13 protein-coding genes are annotated in these 20,523 nt (G+C 60.1%); 11 read left to right on the forward strand and 2 right to left on the reverse strand.

Annotated elements, in window-relative coordinates; all coding sequences use genetic code 11:
- Positions 1–46 precede the first annotated feature (46 nt).
- Entirely contained in the window at positions 47–3,151 is a 3,105-nt protein-coding gene (locus R3C19_03975) for a DUF1553 domain-containing protein (protein MEZ6059501.1), read from the reverse strand.
- A 471-nt stretch (positions 3,152–3,622) separates the two neighbouring features.
- On the opposite strand from R3C19_03975, the gene R3C19_03980 reads away from it, so the two are divergent.
- On the forward strand, positions 3,623–4,366 hold the full coding sequence (locus R3C19_03980) for a hypothetical protein (GenBank protein MEZ6059502.1): 744 nt from the start codon (positions 3,623–3,625) through the stop codon (positions 4,364–4,366).
- A 99-nt stretch (positions 4,367–4,465) separates the two neighbouring features.
- Here R3C19_03980 and R3C19_03985 read toward each other — a convergent pair whose 3' ends face one another.
- The gene (locus R3C19_03985; GenBank protein ID MEZ6059503.1) at positions 4,466–5,209 is read right to left on the reverse strand and encodes a metal-dependent hydrolase; all 744 of its coding nucleotides are present in this window, start codon (positions 5,207–5,209) and stop codon (positions 4,466–4,468) included.
- 301 nt (positions 5,210–5,510) lie between these two features.
- Here R3C19_03985 and mnmG point away from each other — a divergent pair, with 301 nt between their 5' ends.
- The 10 genes from mnmG to R3C19_04035 form a co-directional block, all read left to right on the forward strand.
- Positions 5,511–7,337: a tRNA uridine-5-carboxymethylaminomethyl(34) synthesis enzyme MnmG gene (gene mnmG, locus R3C19_03990; protein MEZ6059504.1), complete on the forward strand. Its 1,827-nt coding sequence runs from the start codon at positions 5,511–5,513 to the stop codon at positions 7,335–7,337.
- 429 nt (positions 7,338–7,766) lie between these two features.
- Positions 7,767–8,345 carry a response regulator gene (locus R3C19_03995; protein ID MEZ6059505.1) on the forward strand — a complete coding sequence of 193 codons (579 nt, stop codon included), beginning with the start codon at positions 7,767–7,769 and terminating at the stop codon, positions 8,343–8,345.
- Positions 8,346–8,697: 352 nt separating this feature from the next.
- On the forward strand, positions 8,698–9,756 hold the full coding sequence (locus R3C19_04000) for a HAMP domain-containing sensor histidine kinase (GenBank protein ID MEZ6059506.1): 1,059 nt from the start codon (positions 8,698–8,700) through the stop codon (positions 9,754–9,756).
- A gap of 194 nt (positions 9,757–9,950) precedes the next feature.
- Positions 9,951–12,194: a DUF1553 domain-containing protein gene (locus tag R3C19_04005; GenBank protein MEZ6059507.1), complete on the forward strand. Its 2,244-nt coding sequence runs from the start codon at positions 9,951–9,953 to the stop codon at positions 12,192–12,194.
- A gap of 88 nt (positions 12,195–12,282) precedes the next feature.
- Complete coding sequence (locus R3C19_04010) at positions 12,283–14,337, forward strand: PPC domain-containing protein (protein MEZ6059508.1); 2,055 nt, start codon at positions 12,283–12,285, stop codon at positions 14,335–14,337.
- Positions 14,334–15,362: a DUF1501 domain-containing protein gene (locus R3C19_04015; GenBank protein MEZ6059509.1), complete on the forward strand. Its 1,029-nt coding sequence runs from the start codon at positions 14,334–14,336 to the stop codon at positions 15,360–15,362. The genes R3C19_04010 and R3C19_04015 overlap by 4 nt, the downstream gene beginning before the upstream one ends.
- A gap of 23 nt (positions 15,363–15,385) precedes the next feature.
- The gene (locus R3C19_04020; protein ID MEZ6059510.1) at positions 15,386–15,778 is read left to right on the forward strand and encodes a DUF1501 domain-containing protein; all 393 of its coding nucleotides are present in this window, start codon (positions 15,386–15,388) and stop codon (positions 15,776–15,778) included.
- Between the two features lie 24 nt (positions 15,779–15,802).
- Positions 15,803–17,074: a lactonase family protein gene (locus R3C19_04025; protein MEZ6059511.1), complete on the forward strand. Its 1,272-nt coding sequence runs from the start codon at positions 15,803–15,805 to the stop codon at positions 17,072–17,074.
- 44 nt (positions 17,075–17,118) lie between these two features.
- Positions 17,119–17,700 carry a sigma-70 family RNA polymerase sigma factor gene (locus R3C19_04030; protein ID MEZ6059512.1) on the forward strand — a complete coding sequence of 194 codons (582 nt, stop codon included), beginning with the start codon at positions 17,119–17,121 and terminating at the stop codon, positions 17,698–17,700.
- Positions 17,701–17,853: 153 nt separating this feature from the next.
- Positions 17,854–20,523, forward strand: a 2,670-nt coding sequence (locus tag R3C19_04035) for a protein kinase (GenBank protein MEZ6059513.1), incomplete at its 3' end; no start/stop codon positions are given.

Here is a 20,523-nt window from a genome sequence, read left to right on the forward strand (position 1 = left end):
CGAGTTGTCTCACACGACAAGAACCAGCAACAACCTCACCACGTCATTATCTTCTCATCATACAGCCATCGTACGCGAACAGCGTATTGGCCACGCTGGTCCACGCGGCGAGAGCCACACTGTCTTCGGACTGCGCGACGGCTTCACCGACGGCCAGGTACGCTTTCGCGGCATCCTGATTGTCCGCGAAGTGTCGTTGCTGCTGTTCGAACAAAGCGAGCAGTGAGTCGCGTTCGGTATCGTCCGGATGCCGTGCCGTCAGCCGTCGGAACATGTCGTCGACGATCGCGGCTTCATCGTTTCCGTGCTGCCGGATCAGCCGATCGGCAAGTATTCGTGCGGCCTCAATGAACTGCGGACTGTTGATGACAACCAGCGACTGCAGCGGCGACGACGTCCGTTCTCGGCGCATCCGGCAGACTTCCCGTTTGGCCGCATCCAGCGTCGTCATCATCGGCGCGGGAGCGGTCTGCTTCCAATAGGTATACAGGCTGCGGCGATGCAAGCCAGCGCCGGTATCCGGCGTTGACGGCTTGAAGGCCGCTTCCAGCTCATAGGGTTTCGCCGGTGGACCGCCGATCTGGTTGTGTAGCAGCCCGCTGACGGCCAGCGCGTTGTCGCGCAGCATTTCGGCGGGAAGGCGGTACACGGGTGCTCGTGAAAGCCACAGGTTGTCGGGGTCGATACGGCGGTTTTCGGCAGTTGCGGCGCTGGACTGTCGATAGGTCGACGACATCATGATCTGCTTCAACAGCCGCTTGACGTCCCAGCCGTTCTCGCGGAAATCAGCGGCCAGCCAGTCGAGCAGCAGCGGATGCGTCGGGTTGGCTCCCTGGCTGCCGAAGTCCTCCGGAGTGCGAACCAGTCCATTTCCGAAACACAGTTGCCAGTAGCGATTCACGGCAACTCGCGCGGTAAGCGGATGCTGCGGCGACGTCAGCCACCTTGCGAAACCCAGGCGGTTGTTCGGTGCTCCGCCGGGCAGCGGAGGCAGCGACGCGGGCACATTTGCGGTGACGGGTTCTCCATGAGCGTCATAGGCTCCGCGAGTCAGCAGGAATGCCGGCCGCGGTTCAGGAAGTTCCCGCATCACCATGATTTCTTCGAACGAATCCTGCAGCCGGCACAGCGCTTCGCGGCGGGACTGAAGTTCCGCACGCAGTTCGTCCGGACGATGGATCTGTGAATCGGCTGCGCTGTTGCCTGCTGGTTCCCCGGGCGCTGAAGCCAGGCCGTCATACAGAGTCGCCAGTTCGGCTTTCGTGAGTTCTCGATCGAAGACGCGGAAATCGTCAACCATCCCTCCGGCGAGACCCATGTCGCGGAAGCGTTCTCCGATCGTGATTGTGTCACCGCCTCCGCCGGTGATGTTCTTGTAAAGGTTGTCTCGCACAACCTGAATCGGGGCGGGCTCGCCGTTGACCCACAGATGCAGACCATTGGCTCGGCTGGAACCGTCCCACGTCATTGAAACGTGAGTCCAGGTGTTCAGTGGCAGCTTGTCGGCGGCCTGCACCCGGATCGCATTGCCGGGGTAAAAGTGAATGAGTGCCGCACTCAGACGACCGCCTTCAATCAGCAGCTCGTATCCTCGACTGCCGGCGTCGGTCCATGCCCGGGAACGATGAAACACGACGGCTCGTTCGTAATCCTTCGGAACATTCAGCCACAGCGAAACGGAGAACGGCTGCCAACGCGGGAAGTTGCCGACGCCGGTATCGATGCCGTGGTCGCCGGTCAGCTTCACGACTTTTCCACCGCGAGCAGCGTCCGTCACGGACTTGTTCTCACCGACGGCCCCGTCTTCGAAATCCAGATGAGCAAGCTGGTTGGGGAGCGATGCCGCGATGGCGTGTCCTCCGGTGTGGTTGTCACCTTCGCCCGTCGACGAAGGCACCGACCGGAGATAGTCCACCAGCCTGCGTTCCGCTTCTTCGACGGCCGCCGTCGCTTCCGCGAGATGCCGTTCCTGCTCGTCCGTTGTCAGCCGCAGCGTTGGAGTCGGGATCGCGTCGGTGAAGTACGAATACAACCCGGCCTCATCGATGTTGTTGAAGTAGGAGAACAGTTGATAGTACTCGCGCTGCGTGATCGGGTCGTACTTGTGATCGTGGCAGCGGCAGCATTCCATTGTCAGCCCGAGAAAGGCCGTACCGACTGTCTGAGTCCGATCGGCCACGTATTCGACGCGAAACTCTTCCGGCACGCTGCCGCCTTCGACCTTTTGACCGTGCAGGCGGTTGAAGGTGGTTGCCAGGATCTGTTCCTTTGTTGGATTCGGCAGCAGGTCACCGGCCAGTTGTTCGGTGATGAAGTCGTCGAACGGCAGGTTGCGATTGAATGCGCCGATCACCCAGTCTCGCCACGGCCAGACAAAGCGGTCGCGGTCCACCTGATAGCCATAGGTGTCGCTGTACCGGGCGACGTCCAGCCATTCGGTCGCCATGCGTTCTCCGTAGGAGTCCGACGCAAGCAGACGGTCGATGACACGTTCGTACGCGTTGTCGGAATCGTCGGCCAGAAAGGCATCGATCTCCTCGATGGTCGGCGGCAGCCCCGTCAGGTCGAATGTTGCTCGCCGAATGATCGCCTCGCGCGCCGCCGGATCATTGGGCGACAACCCGGCCTGATCGCAGCGGGCAGCGATGAAAAAATCGATTGGATTCGAACACCATGCCGGGTTCTTAACAACCGGAATCTGTGGAGCGACGATCGGGCTGAACGACCAGTGCTGCGACAGCTTCGCTCCTTCCCGGACCCAGCGAGCAATCAGTTCCTTTTCGTCCGCGGAAAGTGACAGTTTCGACCCCGAGGGCGGCATCATGTCGTCGGCATCGTTCGACATGATCCGCTGCACAAGCCGACTACTCGCGACGTTTCCGGGCACAACTGCGCGGGCATCGGGGTCGGATTCCAGCGGGGCGACGATGCCCTCCGGAAGATCCAGCCGCAGGCCCGCCTGGCGGTTTTCGGTGTCAGGACCGTGGCACACAAAGCATCGGTCGGAAAGCAACGGCTTGATCTGGGAGGCGTAGTCGACCGGCTCGTCGGCCGCCGAACCGGCCAATGGACGCATCAGCAATCCCGTCAAGACGACGACGGTATGCCACGACGGGAAGCGATTCGAGATCCGGAAAGGGAAGTGACGCATAGCGAGTTCCCGGCGGCTGGGAAGGCGGGCAGGAGAGAGCGGATGTTGATGCCGTTCTATTCAGAAATCCTACCAGTTCGGCCAGGCGATCGCATCAGTTTCGCAGTCGCAGGAATGGATGAACCGGCGCAGATGGCGTTCGACGGTTATCCGACCGCCGGACGGCTGGTCGTCAGCGACGAATCACTGCCGTCCGCGTCTGCAACCTTGCACAGGAAGTCCGGGACGTACAGGAAATCCCGGGACGGCAGGCGTCACCCGTAGCGGACGTATCGGATTTCGTTTACGGAATGCGAGCATCTTCCGTTCCGGCGATACGTTGTCTTTGACCGGTCTGCAGCAGATTCCTAGAATCCCGCGTTTTCCCGTCTCAAAAATCTCTCCGGTACAGAGGTCTCCATCCGGGCTGCCGGCCCGTTTGCGTGAGTGCCGAACATATCGTTTTGCCAACTCTGGCACGGAGTTACGTTCATGAACCAATTCAGTTCGCTGGCCCACGAATTCTACGTCAACATGCATCTCAACACGGAGATGCCTCTTCCCAACGCTCGTGAAACTTTGCTGGACTTTTTTGGACGCGTGCAGAAGTCCTATCCCACGATGCGGAACTTCTACACGCGTGAAAACGGCGACTTTGTGCTGGAAGAAGACAAGGATCAGCCGCAACACCGCTGGATTTCGATGGAATCGCGGCGAATCTGCAGCGGCTGCGTGAATCCCACGGACATGGACGCCGTGGAAGCTCAACACCGGCTGATCCTGGAACTCGTCCCGTACATGCTGACCGTAAGTCCTTTGGACTGCGAAGCTTTGGACTACATGATGGGCTTCGACTTCGCCTACCGAGGCAACCACGATGCGCTTGTTGCAAAAGCTTTGGGCACGACAGCGGCGTTCGACGGTCTGCTGGAAGTTGAGGGGGCGTCCGTCCTGAATTTTGAGCCATCGCTGACCATCGGGCTCGACGAATCCTGCCGCCTGCAGGCCAGACTGCTGATCGAAACTCGCACCAACGCCTACCATGTCCGGCGCAACGATTTTCCGGAAGACCTGATCAGCGTTTACTTTACGGTCAGACAATACGGCAGCATGGAACACGATGCGTCGTTCGCCGATCGCCTGACGCAGTTGCGAGCGAAAGCTGAGGAACTCATGGAAAAGTTCGTGATCGAGGACGTCCTGCTGCCGCTGGGCCAGGCGATTTCCGCTTCGTAGGCGGGTGAACGATTTCGCAGGCTGAATTTACAGACATCGCAGGTGCGGCGCGGTCACGCTGAGCTGTGTAGTCAGCCGATTCCAACCGCGCCATCGGCGCTATTGAAACGTCGTCGGCTTTGGCTCATCAGCCATGCGAAACGAAGGAGCGTCATCCAGTTCCGACGTGATGTGCAGCATCTCCGGGGCAGGCTGAACGGTCGCGTCGCGAATCAGCCCCGCATCGTGCAGGCACACGTAGGACAGAAACACCAACAGTCCGAGTGCCAGACCGTTTGGCCACGCTTCCGGGCCAAAGAACTTCAGTGCGCTGCCGGCGGAGTTCTTGAGTTTCACGCGAACTCCATCCCACTGGACGCTATACATTTCGTCCAGAATCAGGTGCGACAGGAACCCGATTCCCACGCCGACGCCCATCAGCAATCGCACTCGACGGTCTTCACTGTGGTAAAACAGGTAGGTCAGTTCCCCTGCGATCAGCAGCGCGGGAATGCTGTGAAACATGCCTCGATGGACGGTCAGCTTCGACAAAATCGCGGCTCCGCCATAGCGAACGCCGCCATAGAGCAGCAATGCGAACAGCATCTGTCTGTCGCCGGAAACGCCCAGAGTACTCGTGTGCTGCAGCAACAACAGCGGAGCAAAGGCCGCAGTGACTCCGAAAAGTTCTCGAATCGGTCGTCCGGTTTCGGAATCCAGATCGGGCAGCATTCCGGCAACCCATGTCAGGATCGCGGCGATGGCGGCCTGAACGGCGGTGAAGCCAAGCAGGAAGATGGCTGCGAAGGCATATCCGATGCCCAGCATTCCGCTGACGCTGACATGTTCTCGATAGCCAGCCAAGTTGACGCGATCCTTCGCGAAAATCGTAGGTTTTGGGAACGAGGCGACACCGCGTCGGCGCCCGGACACACAGCCAGGAACGGCTCTGCGCATCCTTGCCGGCTCAGGCGCTCTGACGCTCGAAAACTCCGCTGCCCGGCTGGCCTCGCACCGGGCGGTACCAATTCCAGTCGCCGGCAGTATCGTCCTGGCGAGACTCAGCTACACTCAGCGTTCTCTCACAGGAATGCGGACGGACTGCGGGAGAGTGTAATTCAGGGGCTTTCCGGCGGATAGAGCGACCGCCGGCCGGACAGAACTCATGGCGACGCCGGATCGCTATAACTTCGACGTCGTGGTCGTCGGTGCCGGGCATGCCGGCACCGAAGCGGCTTTGGCGGCTGCGCGGCTGGGAGCCAGCACGGCTCTGCTGACCATGAGCTGTGACACTGTCGGCCAGATGAGCTGCAACCCGGCCATCGGCGGCGTCGCGAAGGGTCAGATCGTCCGCGAAATCGATGCGCTGGGCGGCGAAATGGGCCGCGTGATCGACGAAACCGGCATCCAGTTCCGCATGCTGAACAGCGGCAAGGGGCCGGCGATGCGAAGCCCGCGAGCTCAGGCCGACAAGAAAGCCTATCAATTCGCGATGAAGCTGCGCGTGGAACAGCAGGCGAACCTGAGCCTCCGTCAGGAACTCGTTGAGGGCATTGAAACTGCAGACGGCCGCGTCACCGGTGTTCACGTCGCAGGATCCGGCGTCTACCGCGCGAAGGCTGTGATTCTGACGACCGGCACCTTTCTGAAGGCCGTGATGCACACCGGCGAATCGAAAAGCGAAGGCGGCCGCGCGGGAGAAAAGGCGGCTCACGGAATCTCCGGCGCGCTGACGAACCTGGGATTCGAACTGCAGCGATTCAAGACGGGAACGCCCGCTCGAATCAACGGAAGGACGATCGACTTCTCGCGGTGCGAAGTTCAGCCGGGAGACAACAGTCCACAGCCGTTTTCATTTCTCACCGAGCGAATCGAACAGCCGCAGATGGACTGTCACTTGACGGTGACAACGCCTGAAGTGCATGCCGTGATTCGAGCAAGCCTGCACCGGGCTCCGATGTACACCGGCCAGATCGAATCAACCGGTCCGCGGTATTGTCCGTCGATCGAAGACAAGGTCGTCAGGTTCGCGGACAAGACGTCTCACCAGATCTTTCTGGAACCGGAAGGCCGCAACACTCTGGAATACTACTGCAACGGCATTTCCACCAGCCTGCCGCGAGACGTGCAGGATCACATGATTCACCTGATTCCGGGATTGGAAAACGCGGACATCATGCGATTTGGCTACGCCGTGGAATACGACTTCGCTCCGCCGACGCAGCTTCGCGCCACGATGGAAACGCGGCGAATTGAAGGGCTGTACTTCGCCGGACAGATCAACGGCACAACGGGCTATGAAGAAGCGGCAGGGCAGGGACTGCTGGCGGGAATCAATGCCGCACGGAAAATCGCCGGGCAGCCGGAATTTGTGCTGGAACGCAGCCAGGCGTATCTTGGCGTGCTGATCGACGACCTCGTCACTAAAGGCGTCGACGAACCCTACCGAATGTTCACTTCTCGGGCGGAGTATCGGCTTCTGCTGCGCCAGGATAACGCCGACCGTCGACTGACTCCGCTGGGAATCCGACTGGGAACCGTCACCGCCGATCGCCGCCGTCAGTTTGAAGAATACGAACAGCAGCTCCAGCGAGCCACAACGGCAATCCGCAGTCAGCGCCATCAGGGAAGCACTCTGGAAGAATGGCTGCGGAGACCGGAGGTGACGTGGCAGCAACTGGAAGAAATGCAGCCAACACTTCGCAGCCTGAACATCTGCGATCGCGCAAAAGCGCAGGTCGAAATTGAGACGCAATACGCCGGCTACATTCGACGGCAGGAATCTGACATCGTTCGAATGTCCAGGGTCGACAACGTCCGAATTCCGGACACGTTCGACTATGCAGCGGTACCGCAACTGCGTCACGAAGCCAGGGAAAAGCTGGGTCGCCTGAAGCCGACGACGGTCGGACAGGCCAGCCGGGTCAGCGGAATCACACCAGCAGACATTGCCGTGCTGATGATCTACCTGAAGCCCTCCACAACGGCGTGACCGTCGCCGTGTCGATCCGCGAGGCAATGCCCTGTGCCAACGCATGATCCGGGTGACCGACGACCTGGCGCGGTCGGATTTCCAGGATTTCCGTGTCAAAGTTTCGGTATCTTTTGCAGACTTGCTAAGAAGGGCAATATACGATGTCCAACTGCCGTTGACCGTCTTACCCGATTAGATACAATCGGTCGTGTTGAGGAATGGCAGAGCCGGGGGAACCGTCGACGGCAAGCCGGTTTGGCGAGCTTCGATGGTTTGAAGGCAAAAACTGCAATGGCGCTGTGTTTGCCCAGGGTGTTTGGGCCATTCAGCGCCCGGAAACCCGGTTTCTCTGATTCCGTCGACACACGGACGGTGTCCGACGCGGTCGGACGATGAAACGCTGCCTGACGGCAGATCATCGCTCTTCACAGAATGGATGTGTGACGCATGAAAACAGTCTTTACGACGGGTGAAGCTGCCAAGATCTGTAAGGTCAGCCAGCAAACCATCATCCGCTGCTTTGATTCCGGTCAGCTAAAGGGATTTCGAGTCCCCGGTTCCCGATTCCGCCGAATTCCGCGGGATGTCCTTTACAAGTTCATGAAGGACAACGGCATTCCGACGGACGCTCTGGAAAGCGGTAAACGAAAAGCCCTGATCGTCGACGACGACGAGCAGCTTGTGGAACTGATCACGGACGCTCTGGAGGCCGATGGCCGCTTCGAAGTACGAACGGCGAACAACGGCTTCGACGCAGGAATGATGGTTAAGGAGTACCATCCCGATATCATCGTTCTTGACGTGATGCTTCCTGACATCAACGGCAAGGAAGTCTGCCAGCGAGTCCGAAGTGATCCGGCACTGGATGACGTCCGAATCATCTGCATCAGCGGAATGGTGGAACAGGACAAGATCCAGGATCTGCGGGATTCCGGAGCCGATCAATTCCTGCAGAAGCCATTCGAAGTCGATCAGTTGATTGACCGCATCTGCCGTTTGCTGGATATCGAACAACTGGCGACGTAGTCCTCGAGCGGGGGACGTCGTTGCAACGCGGCGACTCGTCGCCGCTTTTCTTTTCACGGAAATCGGCAAGATTCGAACGAATCGAACGCGATACTGAACGGTCGCACTCCAAGACATCGCCGGTTCCTGGCCGGGGGATCAATGGTCGGTGTTCCGGTCGTCCGGAAAGCGGGTCACAACCACGCATGTCGCTCTGATTCATGAACAACAGCGGTTACTTTCGAGTGACCGCTGTTTTTGTTTCGATACGGCCAGCATGACAGAAAACTCTTCCGAGCATGACACCGTTGACGACTGGACAGACGACATTCTTCGGGCGATTGTCGGGCAACCGTCCCCGGAGGATTCGGCCATGGCTTGTGCAGCAGCCTGGCTGACATGTGCTCGCGCCGAATCCGCCGCCGTGATTGTGTTTCTCAGCGAAACCGAATGCATCGTGGCTCACGGTTTTCGCGACGACAGCCACGAAATCGAAGTGTCCGTTGGCCAGGAGCGAAAGTCCGTTCTGTCGCTTCTGGATGACCATTCCATCCTGGCACTTGCATCGCGCGTGGGAATCGACCGCCCGGATTTTCTGCTGCGGATGCCCGATCGGCTTGCGGCCGTCGCTGTCAGTTTTTCGGGAAACGAATCTGATTCGAACCAGGACGAGCTGACTGCGCTGGTCACGTCGGTCACGCAGCGCATTCTGGCCAGCACGACGCAGCGACAGTGTCTGTTCGCGGAACCGCGACACATGGAGGCGATGGCGGAATTCAGCGCCGGGGCCGGGCATGAGATCAACAATCCGCTGGGCAGCATCATCGGACAGACTCAACTGCTGCTCAAAAAAACTGACGGGGCCGACTACCGCGAAGCGCTGGAAACGATCGGAGCCCAGGCATGGCGAATTCGAGACATGATCGGCGACAGCATGCTGTTCGCTCGTCCGCCGGTACCACAATTCCAGCGCAGTGATGTCTGTGAGATCGTGAAGGAAGCCAGCGATCAGGTCAGGACAAACCATGGTCTGCAGGACGGTGAACTACGGCTGGAGCTTCCGGCATCGCCCATCATGGCGAACGTCGACGTTCATCAGGTTTCCGTGCTGACTTCGCATCTGCTGCGCAATTCGGTTGTCGCAACCGAGGGTGTCGAACCCGGACGCCGGATCACGGTAGCGCTGAATTCGGGTGACCAGCATGCATTCCGTCTGACCGTGGACGACAACGGTTCAGGAGTCACCGACGACAAGACCCGCCGGCATTTGTTCGATCCGTTTTACTCGGGCCGCCAGGCGGGGCGAGGATTGGGGTTCGGCTTGTGTCTTTGCTGGCAGATTGTTCGCCGCCACCACGGATTGCTGCTGCAACAGAACCTTGAACGGCAGGGTTGCCGATTCCTTGCGGGAATCCCTCTGTCGTCACGATAATCGACCGGCGCGGCGGTGTCACTTTTTTCGGTGCCGGCCGGCAACTCGGCTGATGAAAGACCGTTGGTTCGCGTTCCGCTGTTTGCTAGGATAAATGCGTTCAGTTGTGGTGCGATACCACTTGCGATTCCCTCCGCTTTGCACCTGCCTTCCGCTGCTTCAGAGCATTTCCGGCCGCTTTCGGTAACGACCTGATGGCCCCCATCCGCTGCATCCGATGTCGCCGATCGTCAGCCTGCATCGTCTTCCTTGCGACGGCGACGCTGCTGACGGGCACGACCGTGCTGGCCGGCGACGCCACTGATTCCGTCAGCTTCGCCAACGACGTCGTGCCGGTCCTGACCAAGGCCGGCTGCAATGCCGGGATCTGTCATGCCAAAGCCGGCGGCGGACAGAACGGGTTTCAGCTTTCTCTGCTGGGTTTCGAGCCGCGGGAAGACTATGACAGTCTGGTCAAGGAAGGCCGCGGCCGCCGCCTGTTTCCGGCCGATCCGAAGCGTAGTCTGGTTCTGCAAAAAGCGTCAGGCAGTACGCCGCATGGCGGTGGTTCGCGACTGCCGAAAGACTCCGCGGGTTATCAGCAGATTCTGAAATGGATCGAACATGGCGCGCCGTTCGATACGACGGCTCCGGTGGAACTCAGCTCCGTTCAGGTGGAACCGGCGCGCGGCGTCGTTGCGATGAACAGCCGGCAGCAGTTGCGTTCCACCGCGACATATTCCGACGGCAGTATTCGTGACATCACTGATCTGGCGCTGTACGAATCCAATGACGAAGCGATGGCTGAGGTTTCCGAATCCGGCCTGGTCACCGTCAGCGATATTCCCGGCAGAGTATCGGTGATGCTGCGTTATCAGGGGAAAACGGCCGTCTTCAGCGCCGCAGTTCCGCTCGGAGCTGCCGTTGACGACCTGCCTTCCGAAGCCAGCTTCATAGACGAACACGTTTTTGCGAATCTGAAGCAGATCGGCATTCCGACATCACCCGTCTGCGACGACGCGACGTTTCTGCGCCGCGTGACGCTTGATATCGCCGGACGGCTGCCGACGCTGGACGAAACGACCCAGTTCCTGGCCAGCTCCGACGCTGACAAGCGCGAACAGTTGGTCGACGCGCTGCTGCGCAGTCCGGGCTATGCGGACTACTTCGCCAACAAATGGACGTCGCTGCTGAAGAATCGACGCGACGACGCCAGCGACATTGTTTCCAACTTCGCGTTTCACGCGTGGATTCGAGACAGTCTGCTGGCAAATGTTCCCTACGACCAGATGGTGCGGCAACTGCTTGCCGCGACCGGAACCGTCGTCGGCAATCCTCCGGTGGCGTGGTACAAGCGAGTCAAAGAACCGAAGCAGCAGCTTGAAGACGTCGCTCAGTTGTTTCTGGGCGTCCGCATGCAGTGTGCTCAGTGCCATCATCATCCGTTCGAACGCTGGAGCCAGGACGATTACTACAGCTTCGCGGCGTTCTTCAGCCAGGTCGGACGCAAGCCCACGGATACGCGCGGCGAGGATCTGATCTTCCACAAGCGAGGCGTCGCGACCTCAAAGAACGTGAAGACGGGCGAAGACCTGTTGCCCGCAGCGTTTGGAGATGATGTCGGCACGATCGCTCCCGATGAAGACCCGCGACTGCGGCTGGCGGACTGGATGAGTTCCCCGGAAAACCCGTTCTTTGCGAAGGCACTCGTCAATCGTTACTGGAAGCACTTTTTCGGTCGCGGCCTGATTGAACCGGAAGATGACATTCGCGACACGAATCCGCCGTCAAACCCGGAACTGCTGGCGGCTCTGGAGCAGCACTTCATCAGCAGCGGCTTTGACCTGAAGGAACTGGTCCGCGTGATTGCCACGTCGAGTGCCTATCAGTTGAGTTCCGTGCCGAACGAACACAACCTGGTCGATCGACAGAACTACTCCCGCTTCTATCCGCGGCGCCTTCAGGCGGAAGTCCTGCTCGACGCGATCAACGACCTGACCGGTGCGACCACCAGCTTTCCCAACCTGCCTGCCGGCACGCGAGCCATCGCACTTCCGGACAACAGCTACAACAAAGCATCCGCGTTTCTGCAGGTCTTCGGTCGCCCGGACAGCCAAAGCGTCTGTGAATGCGAACGCGTGCAGTCGTCCAGCCTCGCTCAAAGCCTGCACCTGATCAATTCCTCCGAAATCAGAAACAAACTCGCGACGGCCGACGGACGAGCCGACCGACTCGCGAAAGGCGACCGTCCATCAGAAGAAAAGATCACGGAACTCTATCTGCTCGCGCTTTCGCGCCCGCCGCGTCCTGACGAACTTCAAACGGCGACAGACTATCTGAACGAACCCATCACCAACGCCGAAGGACAGCCGATCGATTCGGCTGCGGCGGCTAAGACGAATTTTCAGGATCTGATCTGGGCATTGATGAACACAAAGGAGTTCCTGTTCAACCACTGACTGAATTCCTGCGGCCCGCCCGCAATTGCCGGAACGTACACGTTTTGGGGCCGTGTCCTCAGAAATCTGATAAGCGAATACCAAACCGATGACTCGCAACCTTCTGACTGTTTTCTGCGCCGCGGCAATGCTGCATTCGCTGCTGCTTGTGCCGTGTGCATTCGGGCAGGCAGTTTGCCTGCCGGCTCCGCGGCTGCTGACTACGAAGCCAATGGGAGGACAGGCGGGATCCACCGTTAACGTCACGATTACCGGCGACAACCTTGAAGACGCGGACGAACTTCGGTTTTCGCACCCCGGCATCACGGCAACTGCCAGGCTGGATGAATCCGGCCAGCCGGTGCCCAGAGAGTACGTTGTTGCGATCGCTGATGACTGTCCGGCCGGTGTTCACGAAGCGCGCGTGATGACGAAACTGGGGCTTTCGTCGTCGCGGGTCTTCAGTGTAGGAGTGCTGCCGGAGACCGCTCAGGCCGGACCGAACACGTCCGTTGAAACCGCGATGCCACTGGAAGCCGGTGTCCTCTGCAATGCCGCCATGACCAGCCGTTCCGTCGATCACTACTCGTTCGCAGCGTCGGCGGGTCAGAGAATTGTCGTGGATTGCGCCGCGAAGGGCATTGACTCAAAGCTGCAGCCGGTGCTGATTCTGGCCGACGCAAACGGCAACGACCTGCTGGCCGAACGCCGTGGCGGCGTGCTGGACTTCACCGCTCCCGACGACGCCACTTACATCGTGAAGGTTCACGACCTGACGTTCAACGGCGGGCCGGAATACTTCTATCGTCTCGTCATTCGAACCGCGGCGGAAGGCGATTTCGTCAGCCGGCTGCCTTCGACGGCCGCGGTGAATTCCTTTTCCTGGCCGCCGACCGGGCTGACGGATGACGCAGTGATCGGCGAAGCGGAGCCCAATAACGTCGGCGGCGACGCTCAAGCGATTTCGCTGCCGTGCGACATCACAGGCAGCTTCTTTCCCGCAGCGGACGTCGATGTCTTTGAATTCAATGCTACAAAGGGCGACGTCTGGTGGGTGGAAGTGGCCTCGGAGCGGCTGGGGCGCAACACCGATCCGTCTATCGTGGTCCAGCACGTCGGCGAAGATGAGACCGGCGAAAAGCTGACTGACATTGCGGAACTGACAGACATTCCCAGTCCGGTCAAAGTGTCCAGCAACGGCTATGCGTATGACGGTCCGCCATACAACGCCGGGTCGTCCGACATCATCGCGAAAGTCGAAATCCCGCAGGATGGACGTTACCGCCTGCAGCTCACGGATTTGTTCGGCGGAACTCGCAGTGATCCCGGCAATGTGTATCGGCTGATCATTCGACGTGCGGCGCCCGACTTCGCGCTGGTTGCGTGGGCAATGCACATGGAACTGCGAAACGGTGACCGCAACGCACTTTCGAAACCTCTGGCGCTGCGTAACGGAGCGACGATGCCGCTGGAAGTTGTCGTGGTGCGCCGTGACGGGTTCGATGGTGAGATTGAACTTGCGATGGAGAACCTTCCCGACGGTGTCACGGCGACGGGTTTGAGGATCCCGGCAGGCCAGTCGCGCGGCATCATGCTGCTGACCGCCGATCAGAATGCGCCGCGCGGTCTGACCAGCGCGTCGTTTTTCGGACGTGCGACCATCGCCGGAGAAGTCGTGACTCGCCCCTGCCGGCTGACATCGATGGCATGGCCGGTTCCGGATTCGTGGAGCGAAATTCCCAGTCCCCGACTGCTGGCCGACGTTCCGGTGTCGGTCAGCGGGACGGAGTTCGCTCCGATCTCGATCGCGGCCGCTGATGGCAAAGTGTGGGAAGCAGCAGCCGGAACGAAACTTGCCATTCCGCTGGTTCACACGCGGCGCTGCGAGTTTTCGGGAGCGAACATCAGTCTGAAGACTTTCGGTCCGGGGTTTGAACGCAATCCCGCCTTCGATGCACCGCTGACTGCGGACGCATCGCAGGTCGAGTTTGACCTTGCCGCTCTGAAGACTCCGCCCGGCGAATATGTTGTCGCCTTTTATGGCAGCGCCGTGGCAAAATACCGTGCTCAGCCGGACGCCGAACCGAAGGACATCGTTGACATCGTTGTGTCGGCACCCATCAAAATCCGGATCACATCGCCAGAGGAAGAGGGCCAGAAATGAATCATCCGTTTAACGCGTCATCAAATCGCTGCTGCCCGGGGCCGAACAGTCGTCGCGGGTTCATGAGAATGGGGCTTGCCGGCTTCGCGTCGCTGAGTCTGCCGGGAATGCTGCGGCTGCGAGCGGAAAGTCCGGCTGCGACCGACCGCGAAAAAACAGCCGTGATTATGGTCTGGAAGCCGGGCGGCTGCTCACACATCGATACGTACGACCCCAAGCCGAACGCGGGCAGCGAATACCGCGGCCCGTTTGACATCATTCCGACCAAAGTGCCGGGAATGCACTTCACGGAACTGCTGCCGCTGCAGGCCAAAATCGCTGACAAGTTCACGGTCCTGAGATCCATGCGCCAGACAGCCGGCGGTCACCCGGCCGGTTCCATGCAGATGCTGTCCGGCGACCCCGATACACGCGACAAGCCCAAACCGAAACTTCCGGACTGGATGTCGGTGACCAACTATCTGCGATCGCAGGCAGGGCCTCGAACCAATCCGCTGCCGCTGTATGTCGGCGTTGATCCTCCGACCGAATACAACGGACCGGCGTATCTGGGAGAAGCCTACTCCCCGTTTGCCGTGACGGGTGATCCCAACCAGCCGAACTTCAGTGTGCCGAACATCGGGCTGTCGGACCAGAATGAAGTCCGTCACCTGTCGCGGCGTTCGTCGCTGCGGCAGAACCTGGACACTCTGGAACGCGCCTTCGACCAGGCTCGTGAACTTCAGGCACTCGACGAATTCGAATCTCAGGCGATGACGCTGTTGACGAATCCGAAAACAAAGGAAGCATTCGATCTGACAAAGGAAGACGATCGGACGCGCGACCGCTACGGCCGCAATACCTGGGGACAGCAACTGCTGCTGGCTCGACGACTGGTCGAAGCCGGAGTCGAAGTTTTGACAAGCAGCCTGCGCGGTCCGCTGTGTGGTCGAGTTCAGAACTGGGACGATCACGCCGTCAATCACCACATCTTTGACGCCTTCGGTTTCGAGCACAGGCCTACGACCAGGCGGTTTCGGCACTGATCGAAGACATCTACGAACGCGGTCTGGACAAACGCGTGCTGGTTGTCGTCACGGGAGAATTCGGCAGAACGCCAAAGATCGAACATCAGCCGAGCACCGGTGCGGGCAACGCGAGTGCTCCTGCCGGTACGAAGCAGCCCGGCCGCGACCACTGGCCGCGCGCGTTTTCCAACATCTGGGCCGGCGGAGGCATCGAACCGGGCCGCTGTCTGGGAGCCACTGACAAGCGCGGCGAGGATGTTGTGGAACACATCTGCAGTGCCGGTGATTTTCTCGCGACGATCTACCATCACCTGGGGATTGATTCGTCCAGAGTCTTCATTCGGGACTTCAACGGCCGACCAACGCCCATCGTCGATCACGGCAGACCGATTCCGGACTCATCGGCTGATTTCCCGGTACGCAACAACTTCTGAAGTCCTGTCAGACAAGTCGAATCCATGACGCATCCAGCCTCTGCACGCCATTCGTTTCTGATCACCGCATTCGTCGCTGCCAGCGCCGCGGTGTTTGTCAGTGAAAATCTGCAGGCTCAGACCGGTGATCAAAGTCGTCCACTGATGGCCTATGTCGGAACGTTCAGCGCGCCGCTGAAAGACACTCTTCCGACGCAGGTGGACCTGCCGCCGGGAAACGGACGCGGCATTCATCTGTTTCAAGTCAATCGCACGACGGGAGCTCTGACGGCGGCCGGAATTGTCGAAATGGGCACCAGTCCCAGCTGTCTGGCACTGAACAAAGCGGGTGACCGCATCTATTCCGCCAATGAAACCGACCGTGCCGGAGACAACCATGAAGGCACCGTCAGCGCGTTTTCCATCGACCGAACGGACGGATCGCTGACGCTGCTGAACACGGTCCGTTCCGGCGGAGCAGGGCCGACATACGTTAGTATCCATCCGTCGGGGCGATTTCTGCTGGTGGCGAATTACTTCGGAGGTTCCATCGCCGTGCTGCCGATCGCGCCCGATGGCAGGCTGAAGGACGCGTCAGACGTCAGGCTTGATGAAGGCGAAATCGGCCCGACAAAGGCCACCAACGCACCTCCCGGCAGCTTCGCCATCAGTGGCCACGACCGCACGCACGCTCACATGATTGAAGCCGATCCTTCCGGTCGGTTCGTTCTGCACGTCGATCTGGCGCTGGACAGGATTCTGGTCTGGAAGTTTGACGATCGCAGCGGAACGCTGTCGCCGGCTGATAAGCACTCGGTTGCACTGCCGCCCGGCGACGGCCCAAGACATTTCTACTTTCATCCGAACGGCAAGTGGTTCTATTCCATCCAGGAAGAAGGATCGACCATTGCTGTGTTTGACTACGATGCAACCAGTGGCGGACTCAGTCAGCGGCAGACGATTTCGACGCTGCCGCCGGGGTTCGAGGGCAGCAATTTCTGTTCGGAAATCCTGGTGTCCGCCGACGGAAAGTTCCTGTATGCCGGCAATCGCCTGCACGACAGCATCGGTATTTTTTCCATCGGCGCTGACGGAACGCTGACGTTTCTGGAAGAAGAATGGACGCGGGGAGACTATCCCCGCAGCTTCAATTTCGACCCCACGGGGCAGTTTCTCTATTCCTGCAATCAGCGAGCCGACCACGTTGCCGTGTTCCGGGTGAACCGGCAAACCGGCAGCCTGAAGTTCACCGGCCAGTACGCGTCGGTGGGCAATCCATCCATCATCGTGTTTCAGGAACTGGATGAAGCGAAGTAACGCCGGTCAGCGAACCGGGGCGGATCGGTGTTCGGATCGGGCCGATGGATGACACACCAAAGAGCCTGCTGGAACGACTGCGGGAACGGCCGGACGACGGGTCCTGGTCTCGGCTGGTGAGTCTGTACACACCGTTTCTGCAGCGAGTGGTAACGTCGCAGGGAGTGCCCGCTCAGGACTGCGATGATCTGCTGCAGGACGTGTTTTCTGTGCTGTCAGCCGAACTGTCGCGTTTCGACCACAACGGCAACCGTGGCGCGTTTCGGCTCTGGCTGCGAACAATTCTGACCAACCGCGTGCGCCGGTACTTCCGCAGCAGTCTGCGAACAAAGACTCAGTTCGGAACGACCGACAGCACTGACATCACGCAGATCCGCGATCCGGAAGACGACCTGGTTCGGATGTGGGACGAGGAATACAACCAATGGGTCACCTGCCGGCTGATTGAACTCATTGAACCGGAGTTCTCGATTTCCACCTGGCGGGCATTTCACCGGCAGGTGCTCGACGGGGCTCGCGCGAAGCAGACAGCCGACGAACTGGGTTTGACCGTCAACGCCGTCCTGATTGCCAAATCGCGAGTTCTGCGCCGGCTGCGTCAGGAAATGGAGGGTCTGACGGACTGACCGGCAATTCACGGAAAACACCGGAGATTGCTGAAAGGATTCTGCACACTCGGTGCTGTGACTGATGGGTGCGTTGACGGAATTTGGTTTCTGTTCCTGATGTCCTGCAGCCGCAAAGTCCCGTCGGCCGGACCGCAAGAAAGAGACGCCAACGTGAGTACAGACTTTCCACAAACTGCGGTATCCGGTCCGGATCAGCACCCGGAAGACGCGATGCTGGCGGATTTCGCTGTCGGACGGCTTGACGAAGCAACCTCCCGCAGAATTGAAATGCACCTGGCATCCTGCGAAGAATGCTGCACCCGGGTGGAGAGCTGCGCCGGACTGGATGACACACTGGTCGAATGTGTGCGCCAGCACGCGGGGGCGAACGTTCCGGCCGCCGTGCCTCTGCGCGTTCATGCCGGGTACGAGCTGCTGGACGAGGTCGGGCAGGGCGGCATGGCGGTCGTCTATCGAGCCCGGCAGGTTGCGCTGGGACGCATCGTCGCGCTGAAGCAGATCCGTTCGGGAGTCCACGCGACAGCGGATGAACTGATTCGTTTTCGACGCGAAGTCAATGCTGTCGCCCGGCTGAATCATCCGGCCATCGTGCAGGTGTTTGATTCCGGCGAACAGGATGGTCAGCCGTACCTGGCCATGGAATTCATGAACGGCGGAACATTGGCGGATCGCATCGAAGCGTCACCGCTGGAAGGCCGCCAGACGGCCAGGCTGATCGCTCATCTGGCCGACGGCGTGGAAAGCGCTCATGCAAACGGGATCATCCACCGTGACCTGAAACCGGGAAACGTGCTGTTTCGCAATGCATACGATGACCCGACGGCGGTTGACATCCTGGACGGCGAACCAAAGATCGCGGACTTTGGCCTGGCCCGCGCGGATTACGATCACAACCGCACCGAAACCGGTATCGCCCTGGGAACTCCCGGCTACATGGCTCCGGAACAGATCACCGGCGGGACGTCGGTCGCGGCAGCCGCGGACGTGTACGGACTGGGAGCCGTCCTGTACCAGTGCATCACCGGTCGTCAGCCGTTTCAGGGTGCGACGATTCTGGAGACTCTGCGTCAGGTCCGCGAAGACAGCCCGGTGGCTCCGTCGGCGCTGCAGCCGCGCTGCCCGCGTGATCTGGAAACGATCTGCCTGAAATGCCTGAACAAGGAACCCGCCGCGCGATATGCATCGGCCGCCGCGCTGCGGGATGATGTGCAGCGGTTCATTCTGGGGCAGGCGATTCACGCGCGTCGGGCTTCGGTCGCGGAACGAGCCTGGAAGTGGTGCCGACGTCGACCGGCCATTGCGGCGCTGGTTGCGGTTGTCGTGATGGCACTGGTAGGGTCCTCCGTCGCGGGCTGGGTCGTCAGCGGCGTTCTCCGCAACAGTCTTCGCGACCGGACAGCCGCGCAGAAGAAAGCCGAAACCAGTCTGCAGCACGCGCGGGATACGTGGAACTCGAATCTCTGGGATCTGGCTGTTGGAACGCTGGCGGACGTACCGGATTCCGGACCTCAGCGCCGTGAACTGATGGAACTGGCGGTCAGGCAATACGAAGAACTGTTCGATGACGGCGATTCCGGCGACGAATCAACTCGTCACGCCTACAACCGGCTGCTGATGTCGCTGGGCAATGTCTTGTCCGACCTGAACGCGTCGGCGGACGCAGACGCCACCTTCGAAAAGGGAATCCGGCTGGCCGATCAGCTTGCCGCGGAATTTCCGGACAAGCCCGAGTACCAGTTTCAGACAGCCGAAACGCGAACAAACTTCGGAGCGCACCTGATTCGATTGACGCGATGGCAGGAAGCGCGGGACGCCCTGCTTCCTGCTCAGGAAATCCTGGAACGGCTCGTTGCTGAATCAGAGAACCCGCTTCAGTGGCTGAGCTACCTGTCGACCAACAGCGGTTTTCTGTCGACAGCTTCCGGACGACTCCTGCTGCCGGACGACGCGATACGGTTTCGAACACGCGCGCTGGACACAGCGCGGCAGGTCCAGGAATCGCACCCGACCGATCCGGTCGTCAGAAAGCATCTGGCAACGATCTTCCACAACAACGGACTTGCCGCGGTCGACGTGCCGGAAGCGCTGGAACTGATCGGACAGTCGGTAGAAATTCTGGAGTCGCTGGTGCATGAGCACCCGGAGTCACGAGTGGACCGCGGCGCGCTGGCCAATGTGCTGATCTCGCTGAGCAACATGCAGTCGTCCACGGACTTCGAGGCGGCATTGGTCAGCATCGACCGGGCTCGAGAGCTTTGTCGCCAGCTCACCGCTCAGTTTCCCGCGTCGGTCGACTGGCGGCTGGAATCGGCGAGAGCCGACTATAACGCGGCTGTGATTCGGCTGGGCCAGGGACGCGACGAAGAGATGGTGGAACTGCTGCAGAGTTCGCGGGACTTGTACCGGCAGATCATCAATGAGGATCGCGGCGACGACCGCATTCAGGCTTCCTGCGCAGCCACGCTGAATCTGTTGGGACTGTGTCTGACTTCCACGATGGACCTTTCCGGCGCGGAAGCCACATATCGTGAAGCACTGCAAATCGGCGAAGAACAGCTCGCTCGACATCCCGGCGAACTCGACCACCAGGAAGTGATCGCGTCGACGTCCGTGAATCTCGCCGAATTGCTGCGGCAGACCGGCCGAGCACAGGAAGCGTTGTCAGTGGCCGACCGCGCTGTCGAATTCGCGGAAGAGATCTACTCGAAGCAGGTCGAACCCGTCGATGCGAAAACGGCGCTCGTTCCGGCTCACGGTTGCCGGGCATATGCCCTGCAGGCTCTCGGACGGCATTCCGACGCCATTGCCGACTGGGACCGC

This window comes from Planctomycetaceae bacterium, assembly GCA_041398785.1.
In the GTDB taxonomy this organism is placed as follows: Bacteria; Planctomycetota; Planctomycetia; order Planctomycetales; family Planctomycetaceae; genus JAWKUA01.